Raw genomic sequence first — 21,908 nt, 5'->3', positions numbered from 1 at the left:
GGGGAGTCGACGGTCGTAGCCATCAACACCCCTTCGTCGCCGACCTATTCGACGGCACCGCACCACCCGCAGAACCCCGGTTCGTACGCCCCGCTGCCCCAGCGTCAACCGCAGCAGAGCGCGTACGCCTCGATCACCGAGGCCGGGATGTTGCCCATGAAGGCCCGCAGGATCAGGATCGCGAAGGGGATGCCGGCGGTGGAGTCGGCCAGGATCAGACCGGGGATCGAGTTGAGCAACCCGACGTCGTTGTACGCGCTGTAGAGGGCGTTGGCCACGACGATGCCGGGGACCATCTGGCTGATCAGGATCCCGAACAGCACCGGGCCGACCCAGCGTGCGTCGACGTGGGCGAGTGCGTACGCGGCCGGGCTCGCGATGATCAGGCTGAACACCACGCTCCCCACCGCAACGAGCAGGCTGGTCAGGAGATTTGGCCCCTGCTGGCTCAGTGCGGTGGCGTAGCCGTCGAAGTTCAGGTGGGTCGGGAACCAGGGCGTGCTGACAGCGGTGTTGGCCGGCTGGAGGGAGACGTTGACCATCCAGTAGACCGGGAACAGCATCACGGCCAGGATCAGCGCGCCGATCGCGGTGTATCCCCACGGCCGCCGACGGGGGCGTCGCCGGTGGACGGGTGTGTGCGTGGCCGGTCGGACGGATGTGCGCGTGACGGTTGCCATGACGGCCTCACTGCTCGACGGCGCGGCGGTTCGCGCGCAGGTAGAGGACGGCGAAGACCAGCGAGATGACGATGAGGATGTTGCCGAGCGCGGCACCCTGTCCGAAGTCGAACTGCTGGAAGGAGAGTTGGTAGGACTGACTGGCGATGGTCTGCGTCGCGTTCGCCGGGCCGCCGTTGGTGAGCCCGAGGATGACGTCGAGTACCTTGACCGTGTAGACGACGCCGAGCACGAGCACCACGCTCACCACGGGCCGCAGCAGGGGCCAGGTCACGTGCCGGAACGCCCGCCAGCCCGTCGCGCCGTCCAGGGCCGCCGCCTCGTACAACTCCTCGGGGATGTCCTGGAGTCCGCCGTAGAGGATCGCGACGTTGAACGGGATCCCGATCCAGATGTTGACCACGATCACCGCGAACAGCGCCAGCGAGGTGCTGGTCAGCCAGCCGGGACGGTCCTGTACGAGGTGCAGGGCACCGAGGAACCGGTTGAGCACGCCGTTGTCCTGGTCGAGGATCCAGCGCCACACCGCGCTGGAGACGATCAGCGGCACCAGCCACGGCAACAGCAGCAGGGAGCGCAGTACGCCGTTCAACGGGAACCGGCGGCGGAAGAACAGGGCGATCGCCAGACCGGTGAGGAACTGCCCCGCGATCGAACCCACCGTGAACAGCACGGTGTTGAGGAGTGCCTTGTCGAAGACGGAGGACGATATGACGGCCCGGTAGTTGGCGAGGCCGGTCCAGGGTGCCTGGCCGGTGTAGAAGGTGGTCGTCGTGTAGTGCTGGAACCCCATGACGACGTTCTTGACGACCGGGTAGCCGAAGAAAGCGGCCATGTAGGCGAGCGCGGGCAGCAGGAACAGCACGTGGGACTGGCGCAGGCGGCCGCGCTTCCCCAGCCGCCCGAGCCTCCGGCCCGCCGGGGCACTGTCCGTGACCGGCACCGCGCGCCCCTTGGCCCGCACCGCGCGGCGCAGTACGTCAGCCATCCTGGGCCTGCTTCAGTGCCTTCGCCGGAGTCGCCCCCTGCGTGAGCGCGGTCTGTATCGCGGTGTAGATCTTGGTGGCGGCCTTCGGCCAGTCCTTGCCCAACTCACCGGTGCGGGCACGGGCGTTGCGCACCTGGTCGGTGAACGCCTTCATCCGGGGCTGCTCGGCGGCGAACTTGTCCATCAGCGCGGTCTTGGTCGGCACGGTCTGGCGCTGCTGGGCCAACGACAGCTGGTTCTTGTCGGAGTTGAGGCACGCGACGACCTTGGCGGCCTTTTTCTGGCGCTGTGCGTTGCCGGTCTGCGGGACGGTCCAGGTCTCACCGCCCAGGGGGACGACGGGAGTTCCGCCCGCCTCGGGCACGGGGATCTGTACGACGCCGTAGTGCAGGCTCGTCTTCTTGTCGAGGATCGGGAACTGCCAGGGGCCGTTGATCATCATGGCCGCGTTGCCCGCCGCGAACTGGTCGTTGGCGTCCGCCTGGGCCCAGCTGACCACCGACTTCGAGGCCGACCCGTCCTTGACCAGGTCCACCCAGAGCTGAAGTGCCTGCGCGGTCCGGGGAGTTGCTATGTCCTGCTCGTCGCCGCCGTTGGACCACATGAACGGCAGGAACTGCCAGGTCCCCTCGTAGGTGGCCGGTGCGGCGAAGGCGATGCCGTACCTCTTGCCCGAAGTGAGCTTCTTGGCCGCCGACTTGAGCTCGGCCCAGGTGGTGGGCGGCTTGACCCCGGCCTTGTCGAGCATGTCCTTGTTGTAGAAGAGGCCGATCGTGTTGGTCACCGGTTGCAGGCCGTAGAGCTTGCCCTGGTAGGTCGAGGCGTCCACCACGCCCTTGGCGTATCCGTCGGCCTTCAGGCCGAAGTCGCTGAGCGGGGCGAGGGCGCCGCTGGCGGCGATCTGTTGCAGGTCGGGGTTGTCGAGCATCAGGACGTCGGGCAGGGTCCGCGACGAGGCCTGTTGCAGCACCTTGGGTATCAGGGACGGGCCGGCCACGGCCTCCCGCTTGATCGTCACGCCGTTCTGCCGCCCGCACGCGTCCAGGACCTTCGCGTAGATCCCCTTGTCGGGCTGATCGGCGTAGTAGTCCATCACCCGCAGGGTGTCGGCGCCGCCGGACGATCCGGTACTCGAACCGCAGCCGCTCAGGGTGAGCGGCGCCAGAAGCGCGAGGGCCGCCGTCAGGGTCGTTCTGCTGAGGATCGCTCGTCGTTGAGCCATGTTCGTTCTCTCCTCGGTCGGCGCTGTCTCGGGCGGACCGCGCGGGGGTGTCGATACGTATCGACAGCGGTGACGCGTCATCCCCCTTGACACGAAACAGTGGGGATCAGTGGGAATCAGCGGGCAGACAGACTCGTCTGACGCAGCGTCAGACGCGGGGTCACCAGCTCGACGGTCGAAGTGGTGGGCACGCTCTCGCGGTTGAGCAGCCGGAACAGGATCCTCATCGCGCGGCGCGAGACGTCCCTGGGTTCCAGCGAGAGGTTGGTGACGGGGGGTGTGGAGGTCTCGGCGGTGCGGTCCGTGCACAGTCCGATGACGGACAGATCGCGGCCCGGAACCAGACCGCGGTCCAGCAGGCTCTGCAACGTCGGCTGGATCAACTGGGGATCGGGGACCACGAGCCCCAACCTGCCGCCGCCGGGCCCTCGTTCGGCAAGCGCCTCGTCCAGGGCGGCCTCGGCCCCGGCGCGGCTGGTGTCCGGCGGGCTCACCTCGGCGTAGGCGATGCCGTGCGCGGTGGCCGCGTCCTCGGCTCCCCGCAGGAAGCGTCGGACGAAGTTGACGTCACGCGCCATCACGTCACGCGGATACCCGAGCAGGACGACGCGGTCGTGCCCGGAGGCGGCCAGTTCGTCCACCGCCATGCGTCCGGCCAGGGTGTAGTCCAGGTCGACGCAGTACAGGCCCTCGGGGTCGTCCGGCACGCCGATCAGGATGACCGGCACGCTCAGCCCGGCCGCCACGGGGATGCGCGGGTCCTTGGACCCGACCTCCATCAGCACGATCGCGTCACACAGGGACTGGTCGCTGAGCCGGGTGAGGCCCTCGGCGCCCTCGTCCTCGGTGGCCAGGATGACGTTGTGGTCCTCTTCCCGGGCGCACTTGGTGATCGTCTCGATGAAGGGCAGAACCCCCGTCATGTCGGCCCCGGGCGCGAACGGCACGACCAGGCCGATGACTTGACTGCGCTGACTCGCCAACGCCCGCGCACCCGCGTTGGGTTGGAACCCCAACGTCTCGATCGCCTCCTCGACCCGACGGCGGGTCTCGGGGGATATCGAGCGGCGCCCGCTCATGACGTACGAGACGGTGCTCTGGGAGACGCCCGCCAACCGGGCCACGTCCCGGCTTGTCACCATGCGAGCACCTCCCTCGGTTCCTCGGCGTCGATGCATGTCGATACGTATCGACTGACTGGGACGAGACTGTAGGGAGGGGCCGCGAACGACGGCAAGGGTCGTGCAGGGAAAAAGTTCCGACGGACCGGGACCAGTGAGGGTCGCCTGAAGCAACTCCCTTTGTGGTGCTGGGAATTGGCGGGTCGGCCACGGCGGCGTGTCCGACACTGATAGGTCGCGGTGGCAGTCGCGGTGGCTTCGCGGTGGCGGTCGCGGGGAGAGCCGCCACCGCCCGCTCTTCGCGGGGTGCGGGCGCTGCCGGTCTACGGCCAGGTGATGGGGTCGCCGGCATTGTGGTCGCCGAGCCAGATCGTCTTTGCCGGTTCGTCGTAGTAGCTGATCTCCGCGCAGGCTCCTTCCGGTTCCTTGTCGGCGGTCTGGAAGTGGCCGCTCTTCCAGCCGGTGAGGTCGTGCTTGGCCAGGAGTTGGCCGACCACCGTCCTGAACTCGGCGTAGGGGACACAGGTGCGCTCGGCGAAGTGTGCCTTGAGGTCGGTGCGGAAGTGGGCGAGGCCGAGCTGTTCCCGGGTCGGTCCGAGATAGGGGTCCGCGCGGTGGCGTGCGCACTGGTCACGGCCTCCGGCGTACACGACGATGGAGCCCTGCCGGGAGCTGTCGACGCAGGCGGTGAGCGTGCCGGGTGCCGGCCGGCCGAACAACTCCGGCCATTGCTGACGGCACTCGCGTACCGGATCGTCGGTGCCGGGATCGAAGCCGACCACGGCATCGCCCCGGTCGGGGCCGTCGCAGGTCAGTCCGGTCGAGTCGAGGGTATGACCCTTGCCGTCACCGGCCACCCACGCATAGGTCCCCGCGGTGACGCCGGCGACGGTCAGAGCCACCGCCGGGGCGAGGACCAGGATGCGCCTGCGCCGCTGTCGCGCGCTCCGGCGAACCCGCGCGAGGATGCGTGCGGCGGTCGGCGAGTCCGGGTCGGTCGCCGAGCCGGCGGGATCCGGATCGCCGGCCCGCAGCATGTGGTCGAGTTCGTCATCGCTCAGCATGGTCCTTCTCCTTGTCGTCCTTGTCGTCCTTCTCGTCGGTCGGATCCTGGTGAGCGCCCGCCGCGCCGAGACGTACGCGCAGCCGCTGTCTGGCACGGTGCAGGCGGGTGTCGACGGCGCCGACCGAGATACCGAGCACGGTCGCGATGTCCTGCCGGGACAGGTCGTCCCAGTAGGCCAGGCGCAGCAGTTCCCGGTCGGCGTCCGACGCCTGCGCCAGGGCCGCCGCCAGCTCGCCGCCTCCGTCATGCCGGAGCGGGCCGGTGTCCGGCGGATCGGCACGTTCGGCCACCCGTAGCAGCAGCCGTGCCCAACGGCGTTGGCTACGCGCCTGGTTGGCCAGCGCCCGGCGTGCGATGCCGAGCAGCCACAGCACCGCCTCCTCGTCGTCCGAGGGCAGTTGCCGTCGTCGGCGCCAGGCGATCCCGTACACCTCGGCCACCACGTCGTGCGCCGCTGTCTCGCCGGTCCGGCGCAAGCAGTACGCCATCACCCGGCGGAAGGTCTGCCGGAACAGCTGCTCCAGCTGTTCGCCCCGTTCATCCGCGTCCATGCACAGTAATGTCCACCACGGGGCGATGCCTTACGGCTCCCAGCCGGCAGTTGTCCCGCTTGGACGCGGAGCCTTGCTCCGGGTAGGGGGACAGGGGGAGTTCGGACTCAGGGGAGAGCCTGGCGACTGCTTCGTTGACCTTTGACCTCTGGCCTTTGGTCTTTGGCCTCTGACCTCTGGCCTTGGTCGGCTGGAGTCGGCGTACCGCATTTCCTACGGCGTGCCGCTGCGGCCGGGGCCTCTGAGGCGCTGATGCGGTTGCCGGTCCGGGGGATCAGGACGGCTGGTCCAGGCATCAGGTGGCGACGGATGTGTCATTTCCACGTGAGTCGTCGAGTCGTCGAGTCGTCGAGTCGTCGAGTCGACGGGTCGGCAACCAGGCGTCGATGACGCCTGCCAGGTCATCGCGACCGGTGAAGACGTGCCCGTTCATGCCGATGGCCTGCGCGGCGCGGACGTTCTCCTCGCGGTCGTCGACGAAGAGGAAGTCGGCCGGGGCTGCCCGCAGGGGGTGACGCAGTGCTGGAAGGCGGCCGGGTCCGGTTTCGCCGCTTTGATCTTTCCGGAGAAGGCGACGTGGTCCAGCTGGTGCAGCCAGGGCTGCGCGGCGAGGAAGGCGTCCGCGTGGTCGGCGGGGATGTTGGACAGCAGGGCGACCTCGGCGACATCGCGGAGGGACTGGACGTAGGCGACCATCCGTTCGTCGACGCGCGACCAGCTGTCGATGTCGGTGAGGCGCAGTTCCTCGATCGTGTCGGCGTCGGCGGGCCGGGACAGCTGTCGTAGTACGGCGGTCCAGTACTCGGGCGCGGACTGCCGGCCGGCGTCGTAGGGCGGGCGGTAGTCCCAGTACGCCGTGGTGAAGGCGTCGGTGGGTGTGTGACAGCGGGCGGCCATCTTGCCCTGGGCGCCCGGGTGTTGGTGGCGGGCGATGACACCGAAGAGATCGAAGAGCACGATGCGCCGGTCGGTAGGCATGGTGAGGGTTCCTCCGGGTTCTGGCGGCCGGGGTGGGCGGAGAAGCCTGTGCGGCACGGAGTGAGCCGTGCCGCACAGGCGGTCAGTGGCTGCTTGCCGCCGGCTCGCGCGGGCGGTCGGATCCGGTGCGCAGGACTCCGGCGGCCACGGCGGTGATCGCGCACAGCAGGATCAGCAGGACGAAGGCGTGGTTCAGGGCGACGAGGTGGGTCAGCCAGCCGATGGCGGCGGGGCCGGCGAGCATGCCGACGTAGCCGAGACCGGCGACCCGGGAGACATTGGCCCCGGCGGCGGAGGGGTCGGCGTGTCCGGCCGCGCTGAACAGCTGCGGGACACAGCCGGACAGCCCCAGACCGAACAGCGCCCATCCCGCGAACGCGGCCCATATCCACGGCGAGACGGTCACGATCGTGATGCCGACGGCGGCCGTCGCCGCGCCGTACCTCAGGATCGCCATGGATCCGAAGCGGGCGACGAGGCGGTCGGCGAGCAGTCGGCCGACGGTCATGGTCGCCGCGAAGGTGCCGTACGCGAAGGCGGCGGTGCTCGCGGGTGCGCCGAGAACGTCCTTGAGGTGCAGCGCGCTCCAGTCGTTGGCGGCTCCCTCGCACAGCATGACCATCAGGGCCAGGGCGGCGAGGATCCAGATGCGCCTGCCGGCGCGGCGGGGCCCGGCGGCCGGCGTGTGCTCGACCTGCTGCCCCGCAGGGGCCGTGGGTGCGATCGGCAGCAGGGCGCGGGCGGACACCAGGGCGATCACGACGCCGAGGGCTCCCATGGTGGCCATGCCCGTGGCCGGGCTCAGGCCCGCGCTCGCCGTGGCCGCTCCGACCAGCGCGGCGAGGACGCCGCCGACCGAGAACGTGGCGTGGAAGGCCGACATGACGGGCCTGCCGTACGCCTTCTCCACGTGCACGGCGTGGGCGTTCATGCTCACGTCCAAGCAGCCGTTGCAGAAACCGAACACCAGCAGCGCGGCTCCCAGCGTCCACGGCTCGCGGGGCAGGCCTGGCAGCACCAGGGCCGCGCTGCACAGCACGGCGGTGGCGGGGACGACGATGCGCGCCCCGACCTTGTCGGTCAGGCTCCCGGCCACCTGCATGCCGATGAAGGCCCCCAGCCCCAGAAGCACCAGCAGTCCCCCGAGCGTCGCGTGGCTGATGCCCACGCGCTCCTCGATGGCGGGGATGTTCACCACCCAGGTGCCCATCAAGGTGCCGCACAGACTGAAGTAGACAAAGGTCGCCACTCGGGCGGATCGAAGCGAATGGCTCATGACAGCAACCGTAACGAACATCCTGTGTGATTGAATACTGTCGCTTCGCACACATTGCATGTTCGTTTCGAGGGGTGTTCAATCGCGGTATGAGCAACGCAGACCGGCACGGGACGATCGCGCAGGCCGTCCGGGAGACGGGCAGGATCACCGTCCAGGAACTCGTCGAACTGACCGGCGCCTCTGAGATGACCATCCGGCGCGACCTCGACGCGCTGTCCGCGCAGGGTGTTCTGGAGCGCGTCCGCGGCGGGGCGCGGACCCTGCTGCTCCGGGGTGAGGAGCCGCCCTTCGCGCTGCGTGCCCACGAGGCCGTCGACGCCAAGCGTCGTATCGCGGCGGAGGTGTGCTCACTCATCGCCGACGGCGAGACCGTCCTCCTCGACAGCGGCACCACCTGCCTGGAGGTCGCCCACCTGCTGCGTCGGCGGCGGGTCACGGTGATGCCCCTGTCCTTGCAGGCCATCCAGGTGTTCGGCGAGGGCCCGGGCCCGGTCACGCTGATGGTGCCCGGCGGGCAGCCCCGGGCCGCCGAGGGAGCCCTCACCGGTCCTCTCACCCTCGCGTCCCTGGCGGCTCTCCGCTTCGACACCGCCGTCATGGGCTGCTGTGGTCTGAGCGCGGCCGAGGGCCTGACCGCCTACGACCTCGACGACGCGGCCGTGAAGAAGGCCGGCATCGCCGCCGCGCGCCGCATCGTCGTCGCCGCCGACGGCGGCAAGCTCGGCCACACCGCGTACGCCTACGTCGGCCCCTCCACACTCCTGCACACCCTGGTCACCGACACCACCGCGCCCGCCGACGAGATCACCGCACTCGAAGGCACCGGGACCGTCGTCAAGGCCGTCTGACGCGGCACGGGTTCAACAGTGCTCCCGCCAAGGGGAGTTGGGGACCTCAGTCCAGGTCGAGGACCACCTTGCCGACCGCCTCCCCGCTGCGCAGCCGCTCCGCCGCCTCGGCGAACGCGTCGATGCCGTGCCGTTCGATCTCCAGGGTCAGCGCCCCCGTCCGCAGCTCCGCCAGCAGCGCCTCCGCGTCCGCCGCGACCTCCTTGCCCCGCGTCATCAGGTTCACCGGGAGCAGGGACACGTCGGCGAGCAGGAAGTCCGCGAGGTCGACAGTGAGTTCGCGTCCGGCGGTGTAGCCGACGAGCGCGACCCTGCCGCGCGGGCGGACGAGCGGGAGCGTGTCGCGGAGTACCGGGCCGCCGACCGTGTCGATGACCACGTCGACCGGGCCGCCCACGGACTCGGCGGACAGCTCGGAGGCGAGGACCGACTTCGCGGGAGCCGGGACATGGGCGAGTTTGGCCGGGCGTCCGACGACTCCGATCACCTCGGCCCCAGCCCGCGCGGCGACCTGCACCGTCATCGCCCCGACCGCGCCCGCCGCGCCGGTCACGAGCACCCGCTCCCCCTGCTGGACGCGCGCGACCGCGTGCACCGCGGCCCACGCCGTGCCCGCCGGTGAGAACCAACTGCACGCCAGGGCAGGGTCCGTACCCTCCGCGACCGCTTCCACGGCGGCGTCCGGCACCAGTGCGTGCTCCGCCCAGCAGCCGTCACGGCGCAGGCCGAGCGCCTTGCCGCCGAGCCGGACCAGGGTGCCCTCGGGGTGGGTGTCCGAGGCGAGGACGACCCCGCAGCCCGTGGTGCCCGGTACGGCGGGCAGGTCGGGGAGGATGCCGAACCTGCCGTCCACGACGTTCAGATCGAGGTGGCCCACCTGGGCCGCCCGCATCCGGACGAGGGTGTGGCCGGGGCGCGGCTCCGGCACCGGGCGCTCCACCAGGCGGGGCAGCGAGCCGAAGCTCTCCAGGACCAGGGCGCGGGACAGTGCGGACGTCACAGCTTCACTCCGTATCGACGCAGGACGCGGGACGCGACGATCCGCAGGACGCGGTCGAAGACGAACCCGAGGATTCCCAGGGTGATGATTCCGACGAAGACCCAGTCGATCCGCCCGTAGTTGCGGGAGGTCCAGATCAGCGAGCCGAGGCCGACCTGGGAGGCGACGATCTCGGCGGACACGATGGTCAGGAAGCTGTTGCCCATGGCGAGGCGGGCACCGGTGACGATGTGCGGCACGGTCGAGGGCAGCACGATGCTCTGAAGGATCTGCCGGCGGCTCGCGCCCAGGTTCTGTGCCGCGCGCAGCTTCGACTCGCTCACCGCCATCACGCCGGCGCTGGTGTTGACCGTGACGATGAAGACGGCCGTGTAGAAGATCAGGACGACCTTCGACGACTCGCCGATGCCGAGCCACACCACCGCCAGGGTCACGAAGGCGACCGGCGGGATGAAGCGGAAGAACTCGATGTAGGGCTCCAGGAGTTGGCGTACGACCGGGACCTGTCCGACGAGCAGGCCGACCGGTGCGCCCACGAGCACGCCGAGTCCCCAGCCGATCAGGATGCGGCGGCTGGAGGCGACGATCGAGTTGGTCAGCGTGCCGTCCGACGCCAACTCCCTTGCCGCGCTGAGGGTTTCGCTCGGGGAGGCGACCAGTGAGGAGCCGTACGCCAGCGCCAGCAGTTGCCAGACGCCGAGGCCGACGAGGACGGACAGGGTGTACATGCCGAGTGCGCGCAGGCGGCTTGCGGTCGCCCAGGCCGGGCGTTTCCCCGCCTCCGCGCTGCCGGTTGCCGCAGCCGTCGCGACGGTCATCGGTCGTCCTCCTCTGTGTCCCGCGGCTGGTCGTCGAGTCCCTGGTCGCGCAAGGCCTTGCGGACCTCTTCGCCGATGTCCTCCCGGAGTTGGCGACGGAGTCGGACGGTGGCCGGATCGTCCTCGTCTCGCGGCCTGGGCAGGTCGACGGGGTAGACGGACTTCACCGAGGCCGCCGGGCCGGCCGTCATGACGGCGATCCGGTCGGCGAGCAGGATCGCCTCGTCGATGTCGTGGGTGACGAAGACGACGGTGCAGCCCGAGGCCCGCCAGATGCGGTCGGTCTCCTCCTGCATCACCTGCCGGGTCTGCGCGTCGAGCGCCCCGAACGGCTCGTCCATCAGGACCACGCCGGGTTCGTTGGCCAACACGCGGGCGATCTGGACCCGTTGGCGCATGCCGCCGCTGAGCTGGCCCGGGAAGCGGTCCGCGCAGTGCCGCAGCCCCACCAGGCCGAGGTATTCGTCGGCCAGCTTCGTCTGTTCGGCGCGTGAGGCGCCGCGCATGCGCGGGCCGAAGGCCACGTTCTGACGGACCGTCATCCAGTCGAAGAGCGCCTCGCTGCTCTGGAAGACCATGCCCAACTCCGGGTCGGGGCCGGTGATCCGGGCCCCGCCGACGCTGAGGCTGCCCTCGTCCACGGTCACGAACCCGGCCATCGCCGACAGCAGCGTGGACTTGCCGCAGCCGCTCGGGCCGAGCAGGCACAGGAACTCGCCGGCGGCTATGTCGAGGGAGATGTTCTGGACGGCCTGGAAGGAGTCGAAGCGGATGCCGACGCCGTCCGCGCACAGGGCGGCGCCACGGACCTTCGACAGAGCGCTCTCCACGACCTCCGTCATCACGACGTTCCCTTCAAGTGCTGGGTGAACCAACCGCGTTGGACAGCCGTCGTGACATCCGGCTGGGCCTTGACCTTTCCGGTGTCCACGAAGAACTTGGCCGTGTCCGCGTACCCCTTGAGGTCCGTGTCGGTGAAGTCGCGGGTCCCGAAGTCGATCTCCTTGATGGCGGTCAGGGTCTGGGCCGCCGGGACCTTCACGGCCTTCTCGGTCGCCTCGGCCGCGGCCTTCGGGTCGCTCTCGGTCAGCCGGGCCGCCTCTTCCAGGGTCTCGGCGACCTTGGTGGCGGTGTCGGGATTGGCCTTCAGCCAGGCCGCGCTGGTGAGCAGCCACTGGGAGTAACTCAGGCCGTAGGCACCGGTGTTCTCCAGGATTCGGCCGCCCTGCGCGACGCCCTTGGTGGGCCAGGGCTCCCACAGGACGTACGCGTCGACGTCGCCCTTCTGCATCAGGGCCGGGATCTCGGGCGGGTCGGCGGTGATGAACTTGACCGACTTCGGGTCGATGTTCTTCGACTCCAGGAACCGGGTGGCCGCGAGCTCGGACAGCCCGGGGGCCACGGCCATCTTGCGTATCTGCGAAGGGGACTTGACCTTCGGGCCGAGGACGACCTTGAGGTACTTGCCGGACTGCTCGTAGACCAACAGGGAGCGCAGGTCGGGGTCTTGGGGCAGCATGCTGATCGTGGTGGTGTCCGAGTTGCCGGACATCTGGACCTGGCCCGCCACGAGGTTGTTGACGCCTTCGCTGCCCTGTCCGAACTGGACTAGCTGGACGTTCACTCCGTGCTTGGCCCAGAGGCCTTTCGCGTCGGCGAGGAAGAAGGGCGCGTACGAGGCGTCGATGCCGACGCCGATGCGGATCGTGGGGCCCGCGGCGTTCTTGCCGGAGCCGGAACCCGCGGCCGAGTCGGTGGTGCCCGCGCCGCACGCGGTCAGCGTGAGCAGCGCGACGGCCAGGGCGGCGGGGCCTGCGAGGGGGTGGCGTGTCGTGGACCGTGTCTCCATGAGTACCTCAGGGGTCGATGGGAGACCGCCGGCTTCGGCTGGTCGGTGGGGGGGCGGCACGGGATCTGGCGCACCGTAGAACGGGGGGTGTCTGTCGCGCATCGACGAAGGTCCGCTGAACGGGACGCGCAGGTGAGCCCAGGTCTCCCGGCCTGTCCCCGGGGTGCGGTCTGCTCAGCGGGACGGGTCCCTTGGGCGGATCCGCCGGTCCGCCGCATGCTCGCCGGACAGGCATCCCGGCAGCAGGAGGACGCGCACGATGACGGTCGAGGACTCTCCCGACGCACAGCCCACGGTCCGGAGCCGGAGCCGCCGCAGACCCACAGGTGAGCCCGGCCGCCAGGACTGGAAGTCGTGGCCGCACTACGACGCGGCGGGCGCGGGCTTCCGCGGCTACTGGTACCCGGTCACGTGGTCCAGCCAGATCACCGGCGATCCGCTCCCGTTCACGGTCTGCGGCGAGAAGATCACGCTGATCCGCGACGGCGGCACCGCGTACGCGCTGCACAACCGCTGCCCGCACCGCGGCGTCCCGCTCTCCGAGGGCGACCAGCAGTTCCCCGGCACGATCAGCTGCCCGTACCACGGCTGGACCTTCGACCTGCCGACCGGCAAGCTCGCCGCGGTCATCACCGACGGCCCCGGCTGCCGGCTGACCGGCAAGGTCTCGGTGCGGACGTACCCGGTCGAGGAGCGCCTCGGCATGGTGTGGGTGTACATCCCGCTCACCGACGAGGAACCGCACTCCATCGACTCGCAGTTGCCCGAGGAACTCGTCGAGAACGCCTTCGTGATGGGCGGCCGGATCGACCCGCGCAGCGGCAACTGGCGCTTCGCCTGCGAGAACGGCTTCGACGAGGGACACGCCAAGTACCTGCACCGCACGGCACTTTGGCGCCTGTTCAAGCCGATGCCCACCTGGAACATCACGCGCGTCGTCCCCAAGGGCCGCTGGATCTACCGCGTCCAGGACGAGGTGTACTGGGAGGCGGACTTCCCCGGCGTCGGCCGCTGGACCAACAAGCGCTGGTGGAAGGCCCAGCCACCGAAGGAGACCTTCAACATCGGCAACACGGGCAAGCCCGACAAGGTGAACCCGACGATCGAGGCCCAGGAGTTCCCCGGCTTCGCGTCCCTGTCGATGCCGGGTGTGCTGCGCATCGCGTACCCGAACTTCATCCACTACGAGTTCTACGTCCCCGTCGACGAGGACAACCACCGCTATGTCGGCGTGATGGTCAACTTCACCGAGGGCTGGAACACCCTGCGTTTCTACGCCAAGTACCTCGGTGCGATCCGGTGGTTGTTCCACGGCCAGTTCTCCGGCCAGGACGCGTGGATGGTCGACATCACCGACGCACCGCCGGAGAAGCTCTACCGCCCCGACATCTCGCTGACCGCCTGGCGGAACCTCAGCGAGGAGGAGTACGGCAGGAAACTCGCCGGCACGGGCGCCGACTCCGACCCGAGCGCCGAATCCGGCACCGACAAGAAGAAGGCATGACATGGGCCGCACCCTGCTCACCCTGCTGATCGGAGCCGGTATCGCCATCGGGCTGCCGCTCGCCAAGAAGCGCTTCGAGCGCACGGCCATGACCCAGGTCCACAGGATCAACCAGTGAGCCCCGCAGGCGAGTTGGCAGGGCTGGACGCGCAGCGGAGCGGCTGGGTGGAGGACGCCTGGCGGCATGTCACCGCCGACCGGCTGCGCGACCTGATCACCGGGCTGGTCGACATCCCGTCCCCGACCGGCGACGAGGGGCCCCTCGCCGAGCACATCGCCGCCACCCTCACGGCCGCCGGCTGCCGTGCCACGGTCCAGCCGCTCGACGACCGTCAGGCCAACACCTGGGCCCGGCTCTCCGGCGACGGCACCGGCCCCGACCTCATGCTCTACGCGCCCATCGACACCCTGACCGTGGGCGAGGAGAGCGAGGATCTCCCGTGGATCGGGCCGGAGTTGCGCGACGACATGCGTCCGCGGGCCACCGTCCACGACGACCTCGTCGAAGGCCTCGGCGCCTCCAACCCGAAGGGCCACGCCGCCTGCGTGATGATGGCCGCCGAGGCGATCGCCCTGGCCGGCATCCCGCTCACCGGCGACCTGGTCGCGGCGTTCGGCGCGGGCGGCATGCCCACCAACGCCCGGCCCGGCTCCACCCGCCTCAACACCGGCCAGGGCGCGGGGTGTTCGTTCCTCCTGGAGCAGGGCGTGTGGACCGACTACGCGCTCATCGCCAAGCCCGGCTGGACGGTCTCCTGGGACGAGGTCGGCCTGGTCTGGTTCAAGGTGACGATCCACGGCACGCACACCTACGTCGGCTCCCGCCACCGCCTCCCCTACGACAACGCCGTCGCCCGCGCCGGTGAGGTCGCCCGGCATCTGGAGGAGTGGTTCGTCGAGTACGCCGACCGGCACACCTCCGGCACGGTCGCGCCGCAGGGCATCGTCTCCTCGATACAGGGCGGTTGGCCCCGGATGGCGGCGGTGACACCGGCGTCCTGCACCCTCATGGTGGACCTGCGCATCGCCCCGGACACGACACCGATGCAGGCGAAGCGGGAGTTCATGGGTACCCTCGACGCCCTCCGGGAGAAGAACCCGGGCATTGACGTCAGCGCCGACATGGTCCTGTCCATCCCCGGCACGCGCACCGACCCGGAGAGCTGGATCTGCCGTAGCGCGACGGCGAGTTGGGCCGCGTTCGAGGGGCGCGAGCACGAGGTGATCCGGGGCAACAGCGGGGCCACCGACGCCAACATCCTGCGCGGGCGCGGCATCCCGACCGTGCGGGTCGGCATGCCGAAGGTCACGGACTCGCTGTTCGACATCGACTTCGCCCGGGGCATGAACACCGTCTCCGTCCAGGCGATGGAGAAGCTGACGCGCCATCTGATCCGCACGGCGGTCGACACCGTCACCCGGTCCCGCACAGAGGTCACAGAGGTCGAAGGGATGACGCCATGACCGAGATCGTCCTGGGCGTGGGCGCCTCGCACAGCACGCTGATGAACACCCACTGGGAGGAGACCTTCCACAAGGACCGGGCCGAGCGCTTCCGCGACGCGCTCGCCGAGGCCCGGGAGGCGCTCCTCGCGGCGCGGCCCGACACGGTGATCCTCATCGGCTCCAACCACTTCCGGGGCTTCTGGCTGGACCTGATCCCGAGCTTCACGATCGGGGTCGGCGAGTGCGTCGCGAGCGGCGAGTCAGGCACCCCGAAGGGTCCGCAGCCGGTGGACGTCCCGCTGGCCCGGCACATCGCCAACTCCCTTGTGGAGGGCGGCGGTTTCGATCCCGCCTTCTCTGCCAAACTCCAGATCGACCACGGCCAGTCGCACGCCATCCAGTACCTTTTCGAGGGCCTGGACGTGGAGATCGTGCCGATCGTCGTGAACGTCTTCGCCCCGCCGCTGCCCACTCTCACGCGCTGCGAGGAATTGGGCCGCGCGATCCGGGACGCCGTCCTCGCCTTCCCCGGCGACCGGCGCGTCGCGGTGGTCGGCTCGGGCGGGCTCTCCCACCGGCTGCCCTGGCCGGACTGGCGTGAACCGCACGGCGACGACGAGGAGTTCATGGTCGGCGCCTGGCTGAACGGCCGGGAGAACTGGCAGGACTACGACGTCCGGCGCCGCGAGATCATCCGTGCCGCCGAGGCCTCGCTCAACCCCGAGTTCGACGACGACTTCCTGTCTCTCGTCCAGCGCGGCGAGACGCGTCGTATCACCGAGTACACCGCCGAGGAGCTGGAGAAGGTGGCGGGCAACGGCGCGCAGGAGCTGCGTACTTGGCTGCTCATGTCGGCGGTGCTCGACCACGTTCCGGGACGCCGGCTGGCCTACGAGCCGATGCCCGAGTGGCTCACCGGGATGGGCGTAGCCGTCCTCGACCCCCAACAGGCCCCCACCGAAAGGCAGTAAGGCAGTCATGAGCATCTGGACCGAACTCTCGGGCATCGACTACCGGCACGCGTACGTCGACACCGGTGACGTCACCACCCGCGCCCTCCAGGCCGGCCCCGAGGACGGCGAGCACGTCGTGTTCCTGCACGGCACGACCGGTCACCTGGAGGCGTTCGTCCGCAACATCCCGGCGCACGCCGAGGCCGGCTACCGCTGCCACGCCATCGACATGCTCGGCCACGGCTACACCGGCAAGCCCGACCGTCCCGGTGAGATCCCCGCGTACGTCGACCACTTGATGTCCTACCTCGACGCGGTGGGTGCCGAACGCGCGCACCTGGTCGGCGAGTCCCTGGGCGGCTGGGTCGGGTCCTGGGCCGCGAGCGAGTACCCGGACCGGGTCGCCTCCCTCCAGCTCCTGTGCATGGGCGGCACGAAGATCAACCCCGCGGTGATGGAGCGCCTGAAGACCTCGACCCGCGCCGCGGCCATGGAGCCGGAGATCTCGTACACCCGCGACCGGCTGGCCCTGCTGTGGGCCGAGTGGGACGAGGACCTGGGCGAGGAGCTGACCCAGGTGCGCTACGACATCTACCACCACCCCGATTTCCAGCGGAACCTGCACCACCTGCTGGCGCTCCAGGAGGTCGAGGCCCGTGAGCGCAATCTGCTCCGCCCCGACCGCATGGCCCGCATCAAGGCGCCGACGCTGGTGGTGTGGGGCAACAAGAACCCGCTCGGGGACGTCCCTGAGGCCGAGGCGATCGCCGCCGCGATCCCCGGAGCACGGCTGGAGATCTTCACAGAATGCGGACATTGGCCGCAACATGAGAAGGCCACCCTGTACAACCCCCTGAGTTTCGCGTTCCTCGCGGAGTCGTCGTCCGGACACCACCAGTGAGATTCCTGTCGTAACCGTTGATCGAGAGGTGCCCGCCATGACCGTCGTCCCGATCGCCCGCGCCGCGGCCTACTCTCCCCCGCCTCCCGTCACCGGTGCGTCTCCCTCTCCCGTCACCGGCGCGTCCGCCTCGCCGGACTCGATGAACTCCGTCCTCGGCAAGGTGCGGCCCATCCTGGAGGCGTTCACCGTCGACGACGAGTCGCTCTCCCTCGCGGATCTCGTGCGCCGTACCGGAGTCGCCAAGGCCACCGTGCACCGGCTCTGCCAGGAGCTGGTGGTCTGGGGGCTGCTGGAGCGGGCGGGGTGCGACTACCGGCTCGGGCTGAGGCTGTTCGAGATCGGGCAGCGGGTGCACCGGCAGCGGATCCTGCGCGAGGTGGCGCAGCCGTACATGGAGGATCTGCTGCTCGCCACGCAGGAGACCATCCACTTCGCCATCCACGACGGACTCGATGTCGTCTATCTGGAGAAGATCCTTCCGCACCGGGGTCTGAGCGAGGAGTCCCGGGTGGCGGGGCGGCTCCCGCTCTACTGCACGGCCACCGGCAAGGCGATCCTGGCCTTCTCCCCCGCCACGCTGTTCGGGGAGGTGGTCAGGAACGGGCTGAAACCGTTCACCCGGCACACGATCACCTCTCCCGGGCGGCTGCGCGGTCAGGTGGAACGCATCCGGGAGGAGGGCATCGCGACCGAGGCGGAGGAGGTCAGACTCGGCTACATGAGCATGGCCGTGCCGGTCTTCTGCCGGCAGAACACCCTCGCCGGCGCCCTGTCGATCACCGCCCCGACCTACCGCGTGGACGCCGCCGCGCACGCGAGCGCGCTGCGCACCGCGGGTCTGGGCATCGGCCGGGCACTGCGGTCGGCCCTGTGAACGCCCTGGACGAGGTGCTGACCCGGGCCCGAAGTCTCGTCGACCGGTGGGAGGACGAGGACTGCGGCACGGTCACCGTCAAGGACTTCTGCCGGTACGCCGCCGCGCTGAACGACGCCGACTACATCGACCGGGCCCGGAAACGGGAGGCGACGGGCGAGCCGGTCGAGGCTCCCGCCCTCTTTCTCGCCGCCACGATGAGCTGGGAAGACGGGCCGCCCGAAGGGGAGTTGAGGCCGGACGGGCTGGCCGCCCGGGAGTCGCCGTGCACCGAGGGCCTGCCGGTCCGCCAGGTGCACGGCGGCCAGACCGTGCGACTGCTCCGGGCCCCGGTCGCGGGCTGCCGCGTCACCGCCTCCCGCGCGGTCACCTCCGCCGCCCGCAAGCAGGGCCGCTCCGGTCCCTTCGTGCTGCTCGGCCTCACCACCCGCTTCACCTCGGCGGACGGCACCGAACTGACCGCCGTGGACGAGACGATCGTCGTGATGGAAGCAATGGAAGCGATGGAAGCAATCGACTCCCCCGAGGCCCCATGAACCCGCCCGTCGCCGGTGACACCTGCCCGCCGCAGCGGTACACGCACAGCACGGTCCAGCTCTTCCGCTTCAGCGCTGTGTCGTGGAACTCCCATCGCATCCACTACGACGCCGAGTTCGCGGCCTCGGAGGGCTTCCCTGGCGTCGTCGTACAGTCCACGCTGCACGGCGAGACCCTCACCCGGTACGCGTTGGCATGGGCCGGGCCGAACTCCCGTCTGAAGACGGTAAGTTGGCGCAATCGTACGACCGCCGTGGCCGGCGAGCCCCTCACCTGGACCGGAACCGTGCGGGCCGTGGAGGGCGCCCGGGTATCCCTGGAGGTCGCCGTCCTCAAGGCCGACGGCACCCCGTGCGTGACGGGAACGGTCCAAATCGCCCTCGTCTGACCCCCGTCCCGGCAGCCGGACCGGTTCCATTGGGCGCTGAGCAGTCCGTTCCTACGCTCCTGAACCATGAGCGTTCCTATAGATGCGCCGGTCCAGTCACCGGTGATCGAGACCGACATCCTGATCATCGGCGCCGGCCCGTCCGGCCTCTACGGCGCCTACTACGCCGGCTTCCGCGGACTGCGCGTCACCGTCCTGGACGTACTCCCCCAGTGCGGGGGCCAGATCAGCGCGATGTACCCGGAGAAGCCCATCTTCGACATCGCCGGGTTCCCGTCGGTGCGGGGCCGCGACCTCGTCGACAACCTGGTCGCGCAGGCCGCGCCGTACGACGTCCGGTACCTCCTCGGGGAGCGGGCGGTCGACCTGGCCCACGACCGCGAGGGCCATCCCGTCGTCCGTACCGACAACGGAACTGCCATACGGGCGGGGGCAGTTGTGATCACGGGCGGGGTGGGGACGTTCACGCCCAGGGCGCTTCCGGCGGGTGAGGGCTATCTCGGGCGCGGGCAGGTGTACTTCGTGCCGGACCCGGCCGAGCACGCCGGTCACGACGTGGTCGTCGTCGGCGGCGGGGACAGCGCCTTCGACTGGGCGGCGCTGCTCGCCCCGATCGCCCGGTCCGTCACCCTCGTCCATCGCAGCGCGCGGTTCCGGGCGCACGCGGCGAGCGTGGAGAAGGTGCGCGCGCTCGGCATCGAGATCATCACCGACTCCGAAGTGAGCGCGCTGCACGGCGAGTTGGGTGTGGAGAAGGTCGAGGTGCGGCACCGGGTCGAGAAGACCGTCCGGCTGCTGCCCGCCCGTACCGTCGTCGCCGCGCTCGGCTTCATCGCCGATCTTGGACCGCTCCAGACCTGGGGACTCGAACTCCAGGCACGGCGGATCGCCGTAGACACGCGGATGGCGACCAATCTGCCCCGCGTGTTCGCCGCCGGCGACATCACCGACTACCCGGGCAAGGTGCGGCTGATCTCCGTCGGCTTCGGCGAGGCCGCCACCGCCGTGAACAACGCGGCCACCGTCATCGACCCCGAGGCCGCGCTGTTCCCCGGCCATTCCACCGAGAAGGAGAACTGACATGGCCTACGTCATCGGATCGGCCTGCGTCGACATCATGGACCGGTCCTGCATGGAGGAGTGCCCGGTCGACTGCATCTACGAGGGCGAGCGCAAGCTCTACATCAACCCCGTGGAGTGCATCGACTGCGGCGCCTGCGAGACGGCCTGCCCCGAGCAGGCCATCACCGTCGACCGCCTCGCCGACCCGGAGTTCCGCGCCGACAACCGCCGCTTCTTCGAGGAGCCCCTGTCCGGCCGTACGGCACCGCTCGGCACCCCCGGCGGGGCGAGTGCCGTGGGGCCGGTGGGCGTCGACACGGCGTTCGTGAGCGCCCTGTGATCTCCGGCGAGTGGCGCAAATCTGCGTTTCCAGGGGTGGCGCAATCCTGCGCGCCCCGAGGGAATTCCAAGCGAAAGCTGCACCGCAACACCGGCATATCCTCGCCCGCCCACACTCCTGCTTACCAGTTCCCACGGAGAGGAGTGAACACGGTCCTATGACGGAGCGAACAGTCCTGGCCGGAATGACGTTGATCGACGGCACCGGAGGTGCCGCACGGACGAACGCGACCGTGGTGATCGACGGCGCCGTGATCACCGAGGTGGGTGACGCGGACACCGTGGCGACGACCCCGTCGGACACGGTGTACGACCTGCGGGGGACGACCTTGCTGCCGGGTCTCATCGACTGCCATGTGCATCTGCGGTCCAACGCGGGCGCCCGCCCGCAGGACGTGCAGCTGTGGAACATGCTCACGTCGACCGAGGAGCAGACCCTGCATGCCGCGGCCAACGCCCGTGAGGCGCTGCGGTCCGGTTTCACCACGGTCCGGGACACGGCCGGTTCGCTGCCCGAGGTGGCGGTCAAGCACGTGATGGACGAGCACGTCCTCGACGGGGCGCGGGTCGTCGCCTCCGGGCTCGTCGGTATGACGGCGGGGCACGGCGACATGTTCTGCCCGGCGACCCTGGACGAGAAGCGGATGTGGCCGCCGGCCGACGGCGCCGACGAGTGCCGCAAGCGGGTCCGGGAGTACGCCCGCATGGGCGTGGACCTGATCAAGATCTGCACGAGCGGCGGCACGCTGTCCGTGGGCGACAAGACCTCGTGGCGCAACTACACGGACGTCGAGATCGACGCGATCGTCGACGAGGCACACGCCCTGGACCTGCGGGTCGCCGCCCACGCGCACACCCGGGCCGGGATCACGGCCGCGCTGGTCGCCGGGGTGGACACGCTGGAGCACGGCTCCGACCTCGACGAGGACCTCGTCGAACTGATGCTGGAACAGGGCACGTTCCTGTGCCCGACTCTGTCGATCAGCGAGTTCATGACGGAGCACGGACGCCAACGCGGTCTGGTGACCGAGCAGTTGGACAAGGCGGAGCTGCTCCGCGAGCGCCGGCTCATGTCCGTACGGCGGGCCCATCGGGCCGGGGTGCGGATCATCTCGGGCAGCGACTCCTCCAACACGATGCGGTTCGGCAATCACGCCCGTGAGCTGGTGCTGCTGCACGAGCAGATCGGCATGACGCCGGCGGAGGTGCTGGTCGCGGCGACCTCCGCCGCCGCCGAGGCCCTCGGTCTCGGGGCCAGGACGGGGACGGTCGCCCCGGGCAGGTGGGCGGACCTGCTGCTGGTGGACGGTGACCCGCTCGCCGATCTGGGCGTGCTCGCCGACCGGCGGCGGCTGCGCGCGGTGTTCCGCGAGGGCCGGGTCTTCGACCCGAACGCGGCCGATGCCGTCCCCGGCGCGCTGGCCGCGCGACTCCGTCCCTCCGAACCCACCCGTACGACGCCCCGGGCGTCGGCGCCGGCCGCCGCGATATAAGGGGAGAG

23 protein-coding genes are annotated in these 21,908 nt (G+C 70.0%); 11 read left to right on the top strand and 12 right to left on the bottom strand.

Features of this window, described 5'->3' with window-relative positions; all coding sequences use genetic code 11:
- Nucleotides 1-104: 104 nt before the first annotated feature.
- The 8 genes from ACNFOC_RS05495 to ACNFOC_RS05460 all read right to left on the bottom strand — a co-directional run bounded on the left by ACNFOC_RS05495 (nucleotide 105) and on the right by ACNFOC_RS05460 (nucleotide 7,882).
- Nucleotides 105-680: a carbohydrate ABC transporter permease gene (locus ACNFOC_RS05495; RefSeq protein ID WP_416957146.1), complete on the bottom strand. Its 576-nt coding sequence runs from the start codon at nucleotides 678-680 to the stop codon at nucleotides 105-107.
- Between the two features lie 7 nt (nucleotides 681-687).
- Nucleotides 688-1,668 (bottom strand): carbohydrate ABC transporter permease, encoded by a 981-nt coding sequence (locus ACNFOC_RS05490; RefSeq protein ID WP_416957144.1) that lies wholly within the window; start codon nucleotides 1,666-1,668, stop codon nucleotides 688-690.
- Nucleotides 1,661-2,890 (bottom strand): sugar ABC transporter substrate-binding protein, encoded by a 1,230-nt coding sequence (locus ACNFOC_RS05485; RefSeq protein WP_416957142.1) that lies wholly within the window; start codon nucleotides 2,888-2,890, stop codon nucleotides 1,661-1,663. The genes ACNFOC_RS05490 and ACNFOC_RS05485 overlap by 8 nt, the downstream gene beginning before the upstream one ends.
- Before the next feature lie 116 nt (nucleotides 2,891-3,006).
- Nucleotides 3,007-4,032 carry a LacI family DNA-binding transcriptional regulator gene (locus tag ACNFOC_RS05480; protein ID WP_416957140.1) on the bottom strand — a complete coding sequence of 342 codons (1,026 nt, stop codon included), beginning with the start codon at nucleotides 4,030-4,032 and terminating at the stop codon, nucleotides 3,007-3,009.
- A 302-nt stretch (nucleotides 4,033-4,334) separates the two neighbouring features.
- The gene (locus ACNFOC_RS05475) at nucleotides 4,335-5,075 is read right to left on the bottom strand and encodes a hypothetical protein (RefSeq protein WP_416957139.1); all 741 of its coding nucleotides are present in this window, start codon (nucleotides 5,073-5,075) and stop codon (nucleotides 4,335-4,337) included.
- Nucleotides 5,062-5,628 (bottom strand): RNA polymerase sigma factor, encoded by a 567-nt coding sequence (locus ACNFOC_RS05470; RefSeq protein WP_416957137.1) that lies wholly within the window; start codon nucleotides 5,626-5,628, stop codon nucleotides 5,062-5,064. Before ACNFOC_RS05470 ends, ACNFOC_RS05475 begins: the two co-directional genes overlap by 14 nt.
- Before the next feature lie 429 nt (nucleotides 5,629-6,057).
- Nucleotides 6,058-6,606 carry an HAD family hydrolase gene (locus tag ACNFOC_RS05465; RefSeq protein ID WP_416957135.1) on the bottom strand — a complete coding sequence of 183 codons (549 nt, stop codon included), beginning with the start codon at nucleotides 6,604-6,606 and terminating at the stop codon, nucleotides 6,058-6,060.
- Nucleotides 6,607-6,688: 82 nt separating this feature from the next.
- A complete protein-coding gene (locus tag ACNFOC_RS05460) occupies nucleotides 6,689-7,882 on the bottom strand; it encodes an MFS transporter (protein WP_416957133.1) in 1,194 nt (397 codons plus the stop codon).
- 89 nt (nucleotides 7,883-7,971) lie between these two features.
- On the opposite strand from ACNFOC_RS05460, the gene ACNFOC_RS05455 reads away from it, so the two are divergent.
- On the top strand, nucleotides 7,972-8,733 hold the full coding sequence (locus tag ACNFOC_RS05455) for a DeoR/GlpR family DNA-binding transcription regulator (RefSeq protein ID WP_416957131.1): 762 nt from the start codon (nucleotides 7,972-7,974) through the stop codon (nucleotides 8,731-8,733).
- Between the two features lie 46 nt (nucleotides 8,734-8,779).
- Here the strand turns inward: ACNFOC_RS05455 and ACNFOC_RS05450 are convergent, their stop codons facing one another.
- From ACNFOC_RS05450 to ACNFOC_RS05435, 4 genes are read right to left on the bottom strand one after another with little or no spacing between them, the layout of a single operon-like run.
- Nucleotides 8,780-9,733, bottom strand: a complete 954-nt coding sequence (locus tag ACNFOC_RS05450) for a quinone oxidoreductase family protein (protein WP_416957129.1) — start codon at nucleotides 9,731-9,733, stop codon at nucleotides 8,780-8,782.
- Nucleotides 9,730-10,551: an ABC transporter permease gene (locus ACNFOC_RS05445; RefSeq protein WP_416957126.1), complete on the bottom strand. Its 822-nt coding sequence runs from the start codon at nucleotides 10,549-10,551 to the stop codon at nucleotides 9,730-9,732. Before ACNFOC_RS05445 ends, ACNFOC_RS05450 begins: the two co-directional genes overlap by 4 nt.
- A complete protein-coding gene (locus tag ACNFOC_RS05440) occupies nucleotides 10,548-11,393 on the bottom strand; it encodes an ABC transporter ATP-binding protein (protein WP_416957124.1) in 846 nt (281 codons plus the stop codon). Before ACNFOC_RS05440 ends, ACNFOC_RS05445 begins: the two co-directional genes overlap by 4 nt.
- On the bottom strand, nucleotides 11,393-12,400 hold the full coding sequence (locus ACNFOC_RS05435; protein WP_416957121.1) for an ABC transporter substrate-binding protein: 1,008 nt from the start codon (nucleotides 12,398-12,400) through the stop codon (nucleotides 11,393-11,395). Before ACNFOC_RS05435 ends, ACNFOC_RS05440 begins: the two co-directional genes overlap by 1 nt.
- 259 nt (nucleotides 12,401-12,659) lie before the next feature.
- Between ACNFOC_RS05435 and ACNFOC_RS05430 the strand changes: the two genes are divergently transcribed.
- From ACNFOC_RS05430 to ACNFOC_RS05385, 10 genes are all read left to right on the top strand, one after another.
- Nucleotides 12,660-13,904: a Rieske 2Fe-2S domain-containing protein gene (locus ACNFOC_RS05430; protein WP_416957119.1), complete on the top strand. Its 1,245-nt coding sequence runs from the start codon at nucleotides 12,660-12,662 to the stop codon at nucleotides 13,902-13,904.
- Nucleotides 13,905-14,018: 114 nt separating this feature from the next.
- A complete protein-coding gene (locus ACNFOC_RS05425) occupies nucleotides 14,019-15,368 on the top strand; it encodes a M20 family metallopeptidase (protein ID WP_416957117.1) in 1,350 nt (449 codons plus the stop codon).
- On the top strand, nucleotides 15,365-16,321 hold the full coding sequence (locus ACNFOC_RS05420; protein ID WP_416957115.1) for a DODA-type extradiol aromatic ring-opening family dioxygenase: 957 nt from the start codon (nucleotides 15,365-15,367) through the stop codon (nucleotides 16,319-16,321). Before ACNFOC_RS05425 ends, ACNFOC_RS05420 begins: the two co-directional genes overlap by 4 nt.
- A gap of 7 nt (nucleotides 16,322-16,328) precedes the next feature.
- Complete coding sequence (locus tag ACNFOC_RS05415) at nucleotides 16,329-17,204, top strand: alpha/beta fold hydrolase (protein ID WP_416957113.1); 876 nt, start codon at nucleotides 16,329-16,331, stop codon at nucleotides 17,202-17,204.
- 37 nt (nucleotides 17,205-17,241) lie between these two features.
- Entirely contained in the window at nucleotides 17,242-18,081 is an 840-nt protein-coding gene (locus ACNFOC_RS05410) for an IclR family transcriptional regulator domain-containing protein (protein WP_416957111.1), read from the top strand.
- Nucleotides 18,078-18,617 (top strand): FAS1-like dehydratase domain-containing protein, encoded by a 540-nt coding sequence (locus tag ACNFOC_RS05405; protein WP_416957109.1) that lies wholly within the window; start codon nucleotides 18,078-18,080, stop codon nucleotides 18,615-18,617. The genes ACNFOC_RS05410 and ACNFOC_RS05405 overlap by 4 nt, the downstream gene beginning before the upstream one ends.
- On the top strand, nucleotides 18,614-19,006 hold the full coding sequence (locus ACNFOC_RS05400; protein WP_416957107.1) for a hotdog family protein: 393 nt from the start codon (nucleotides 18,614-18,616) through the stop codon (nucleotides 19,004-19,006). Before ACNFOC_RS05405 ends, ACNFOC_RS05400 begins: the two co-directional genes overlap by 4 nt.
- A 66-nt stretch (nucleotides 19,007-19,072) precedes the next feature.
- Complete coding sequence (locus ACNFOC_RS05395) at nucleotides 19,073-20,086, top strand: NAD(P)/FAD-dependent oxidoreductase (RefSeq protein WP_416957105.1); 1,014 nt, start codon at nucleotides 19,073-19,075, stop codon at nucleotides 20,084-20,086.
- A gap of 1 nt (nucleotide 20,087) precedes the next feature.
- Complete coding sequence (gene fdxA, locus ACNFOC_RS05390) at nucleotides 20,088-20,408, top strand: ferredoxin (RefSeq protein WP_416957103.1); 321 nt, start codon at nucleotides 20,088-20,090, stop codon at nucleotides 20,406-20,408.
- A 157-nt stretch (nucleotides 20,409-20,565) separates the two neighbouring features.
- A complete protein-coding gene (locus ACNFOC_RS05385) occupies nucleotides 20,566-21,900 on the top strand; it encodes a metal-dependent hydrolase family protein (RefSeq protein WP_416957101.1) in 1,335 nt (444 codons plus the stop codon).
- The last annotated feature ends 8 nt before the right edge of the window (nucleotides 21,901-21,908 follow it).

It is taken from the genome of Streptomyces colwelliae, assembly GCF_048158785.1.
In the GTDB taxonomy this organism is placed as follows: domain Bacteria; phylum Actinomycetota; class Actinomycetes; order Streptomycetales; family Streptomycetaceae; genus Streptomyces.
This window is presented reverse-complemented; position numbering and strand designations above follow the sequence as displayed.

What these genes read in the sequence shown, in the direction of transcription:
- ACNFOC_RS05400 (WP_416957107.1), top strand. Translation starts at nt 18,614, where the DNA reads ATGAACCCGCCCGTCGCCGGTGACACCTGCCCGCCGCAGCGGTACACG.
- ACNFOC_RS05385 (WP_416957101.1), top strand. Translation starts at nt 20,566, where the DNA reads ATGACGGAGCGAACAGTCCTGGCCGGAATGACGTTGATCGACGGCACC.
- ACNFOC_RS05460 (WP_416957133.1), bottom strand. Translation starts at nt 7,882, where the DNA reads ATGAGCCATTCGCTTCGATCCGCCCGAGTGGCGACCTTTGTCTACTTC.
- ACNFOC_RS05490 (WP_416957144.1), bottom strand. Translation starts at nt 1,668, where the DNA reads ATGGCTGACGTACTGCGCCGCGCGGTGCGGGCCAAGGGGCGCGCGGTG.
- ACNFOC_RS05415 (WP_416957113.1), top strand. Translation starts at nt 16,329, where the DNA reads ATGAGCATCTGGACCGAACTCTCGGGCATCGACTACCGGCACGCGTAC.
- ACNFOC_RS05410 (WP_416957111.1), top strand. Translation starts at nt 17,242, where the DNA reads ATGACCGTCGTCCCGATCGCCCGCGCCGCGGCCTACTCTCCCCCGCCT.
- ACNFOC_RS05430 (WP_416957119.1), top strand. Translation starts at nt 12,660, where the DNA reads ATGACGGTCGAGGACTCTCCCGACGCACAGCCCACGGTCCGGAGCCGG.
- ACNFOC_RS05435 (WP_416957121.1), bottom strand. Translation starts at nt 12,400, where the DNA reads ATGGAGACACGGTCCACGACACGCCACCCCCTCGCAGGCCCCGCCGCC.
- ACNFOC_RS05455 (WP_416957131.1), top strand. Translation starts at nt 7,972, where the DNA reads ATGAGCAACGCAGACCGGCACGGGACGATCGCGCAGGCCGTCCGGGAG.
- ACNFOC_RS05495 (WP_416957146.1), bottom strand. Translation starts at nt 680, where the DNA reads ATGGCAACCGTCACGCGCACATCCGTCCGACCGGCCACGCACACACCC.
- ACNFOC_RS05445 (WP_416957126.1), bottom strand. Translation starts at nt 10,551, where the DNA reads ATGACCGTCGCGACGGCTGCGGCAACCGGCAGCGCGGAGGCGGGGAAA.
- fdxA (WP_416957103.1), top strand. Translation starts at nt 20,088, where the DNA reads ATGGCCTACGTCATCGGATCGGCCTGCGTCGACATCATGGACCGGTCC.
- ACNFOC_RS05480 (WP_416957140.1), bottom strand. Translation starts at nt 4,032, where the DNA reads ATGGTGACAAGCCGGGACGTGGCCCGGTTGGCGGGCGTCTCCCAGAGC.
- ACNFOC_RS05485 (WP_416957142.1), bottom strand. Translation starts at nt 2,890, where the DNA reads ATGGCTCAACGACGAGCGATCCTCAGCAGAACGACCCTGACGGCGGCC.
- ACNFOC_RS05475 (WP_416957139.1), bottom strand. Translation starts at nt 5,075, where the DNA reads ATGCTGAGCGATGACGAACTCGACCACATGCTGCGGGCCGGCGATCCG.
- ACNFOC_RS05465 (WP_416957135.1), bottom strand. Translation starts at nt 6,606, where the DNA reads ATGCCTACCGACCGGCGCATCGTGCTCTTCGATCTCTTCGGTGTCATC.
- ACNFOC_RS05395 (WP_416957105.1), top strand. Translation starts at nt 19,073, where the DNA reads ATGAGCGTTCCTATAGATGCGCCGGTCCAGTCACCGGTGATCGAGACC.
- ACNFOC_RS05420 (WP_416957115.1), top strand. Translation starts at nt 15,365, where the DNA reads ATGACCGAGATCGTCCTGGGCGTGGGCGCCTCGCACAGCACGCTGATG.
- ACNFOC_RS05440 (WP_416957124.1), bottom strand. Translation starts at nt 11,393, where the DNA reads ATGACGGAGGTCGTGGAGAGCGCTCTGTCGAAGGTCCGTGGCGCCGCC.
- ACNFOC_RS05470 (WP_416957137.1), bottom strand. Translation starts at nt 5,628, where the DNA reads ATGGACGCGGATGAACGGGGCGAACAGCTGGAGCAGCTGTTCCGGCAG.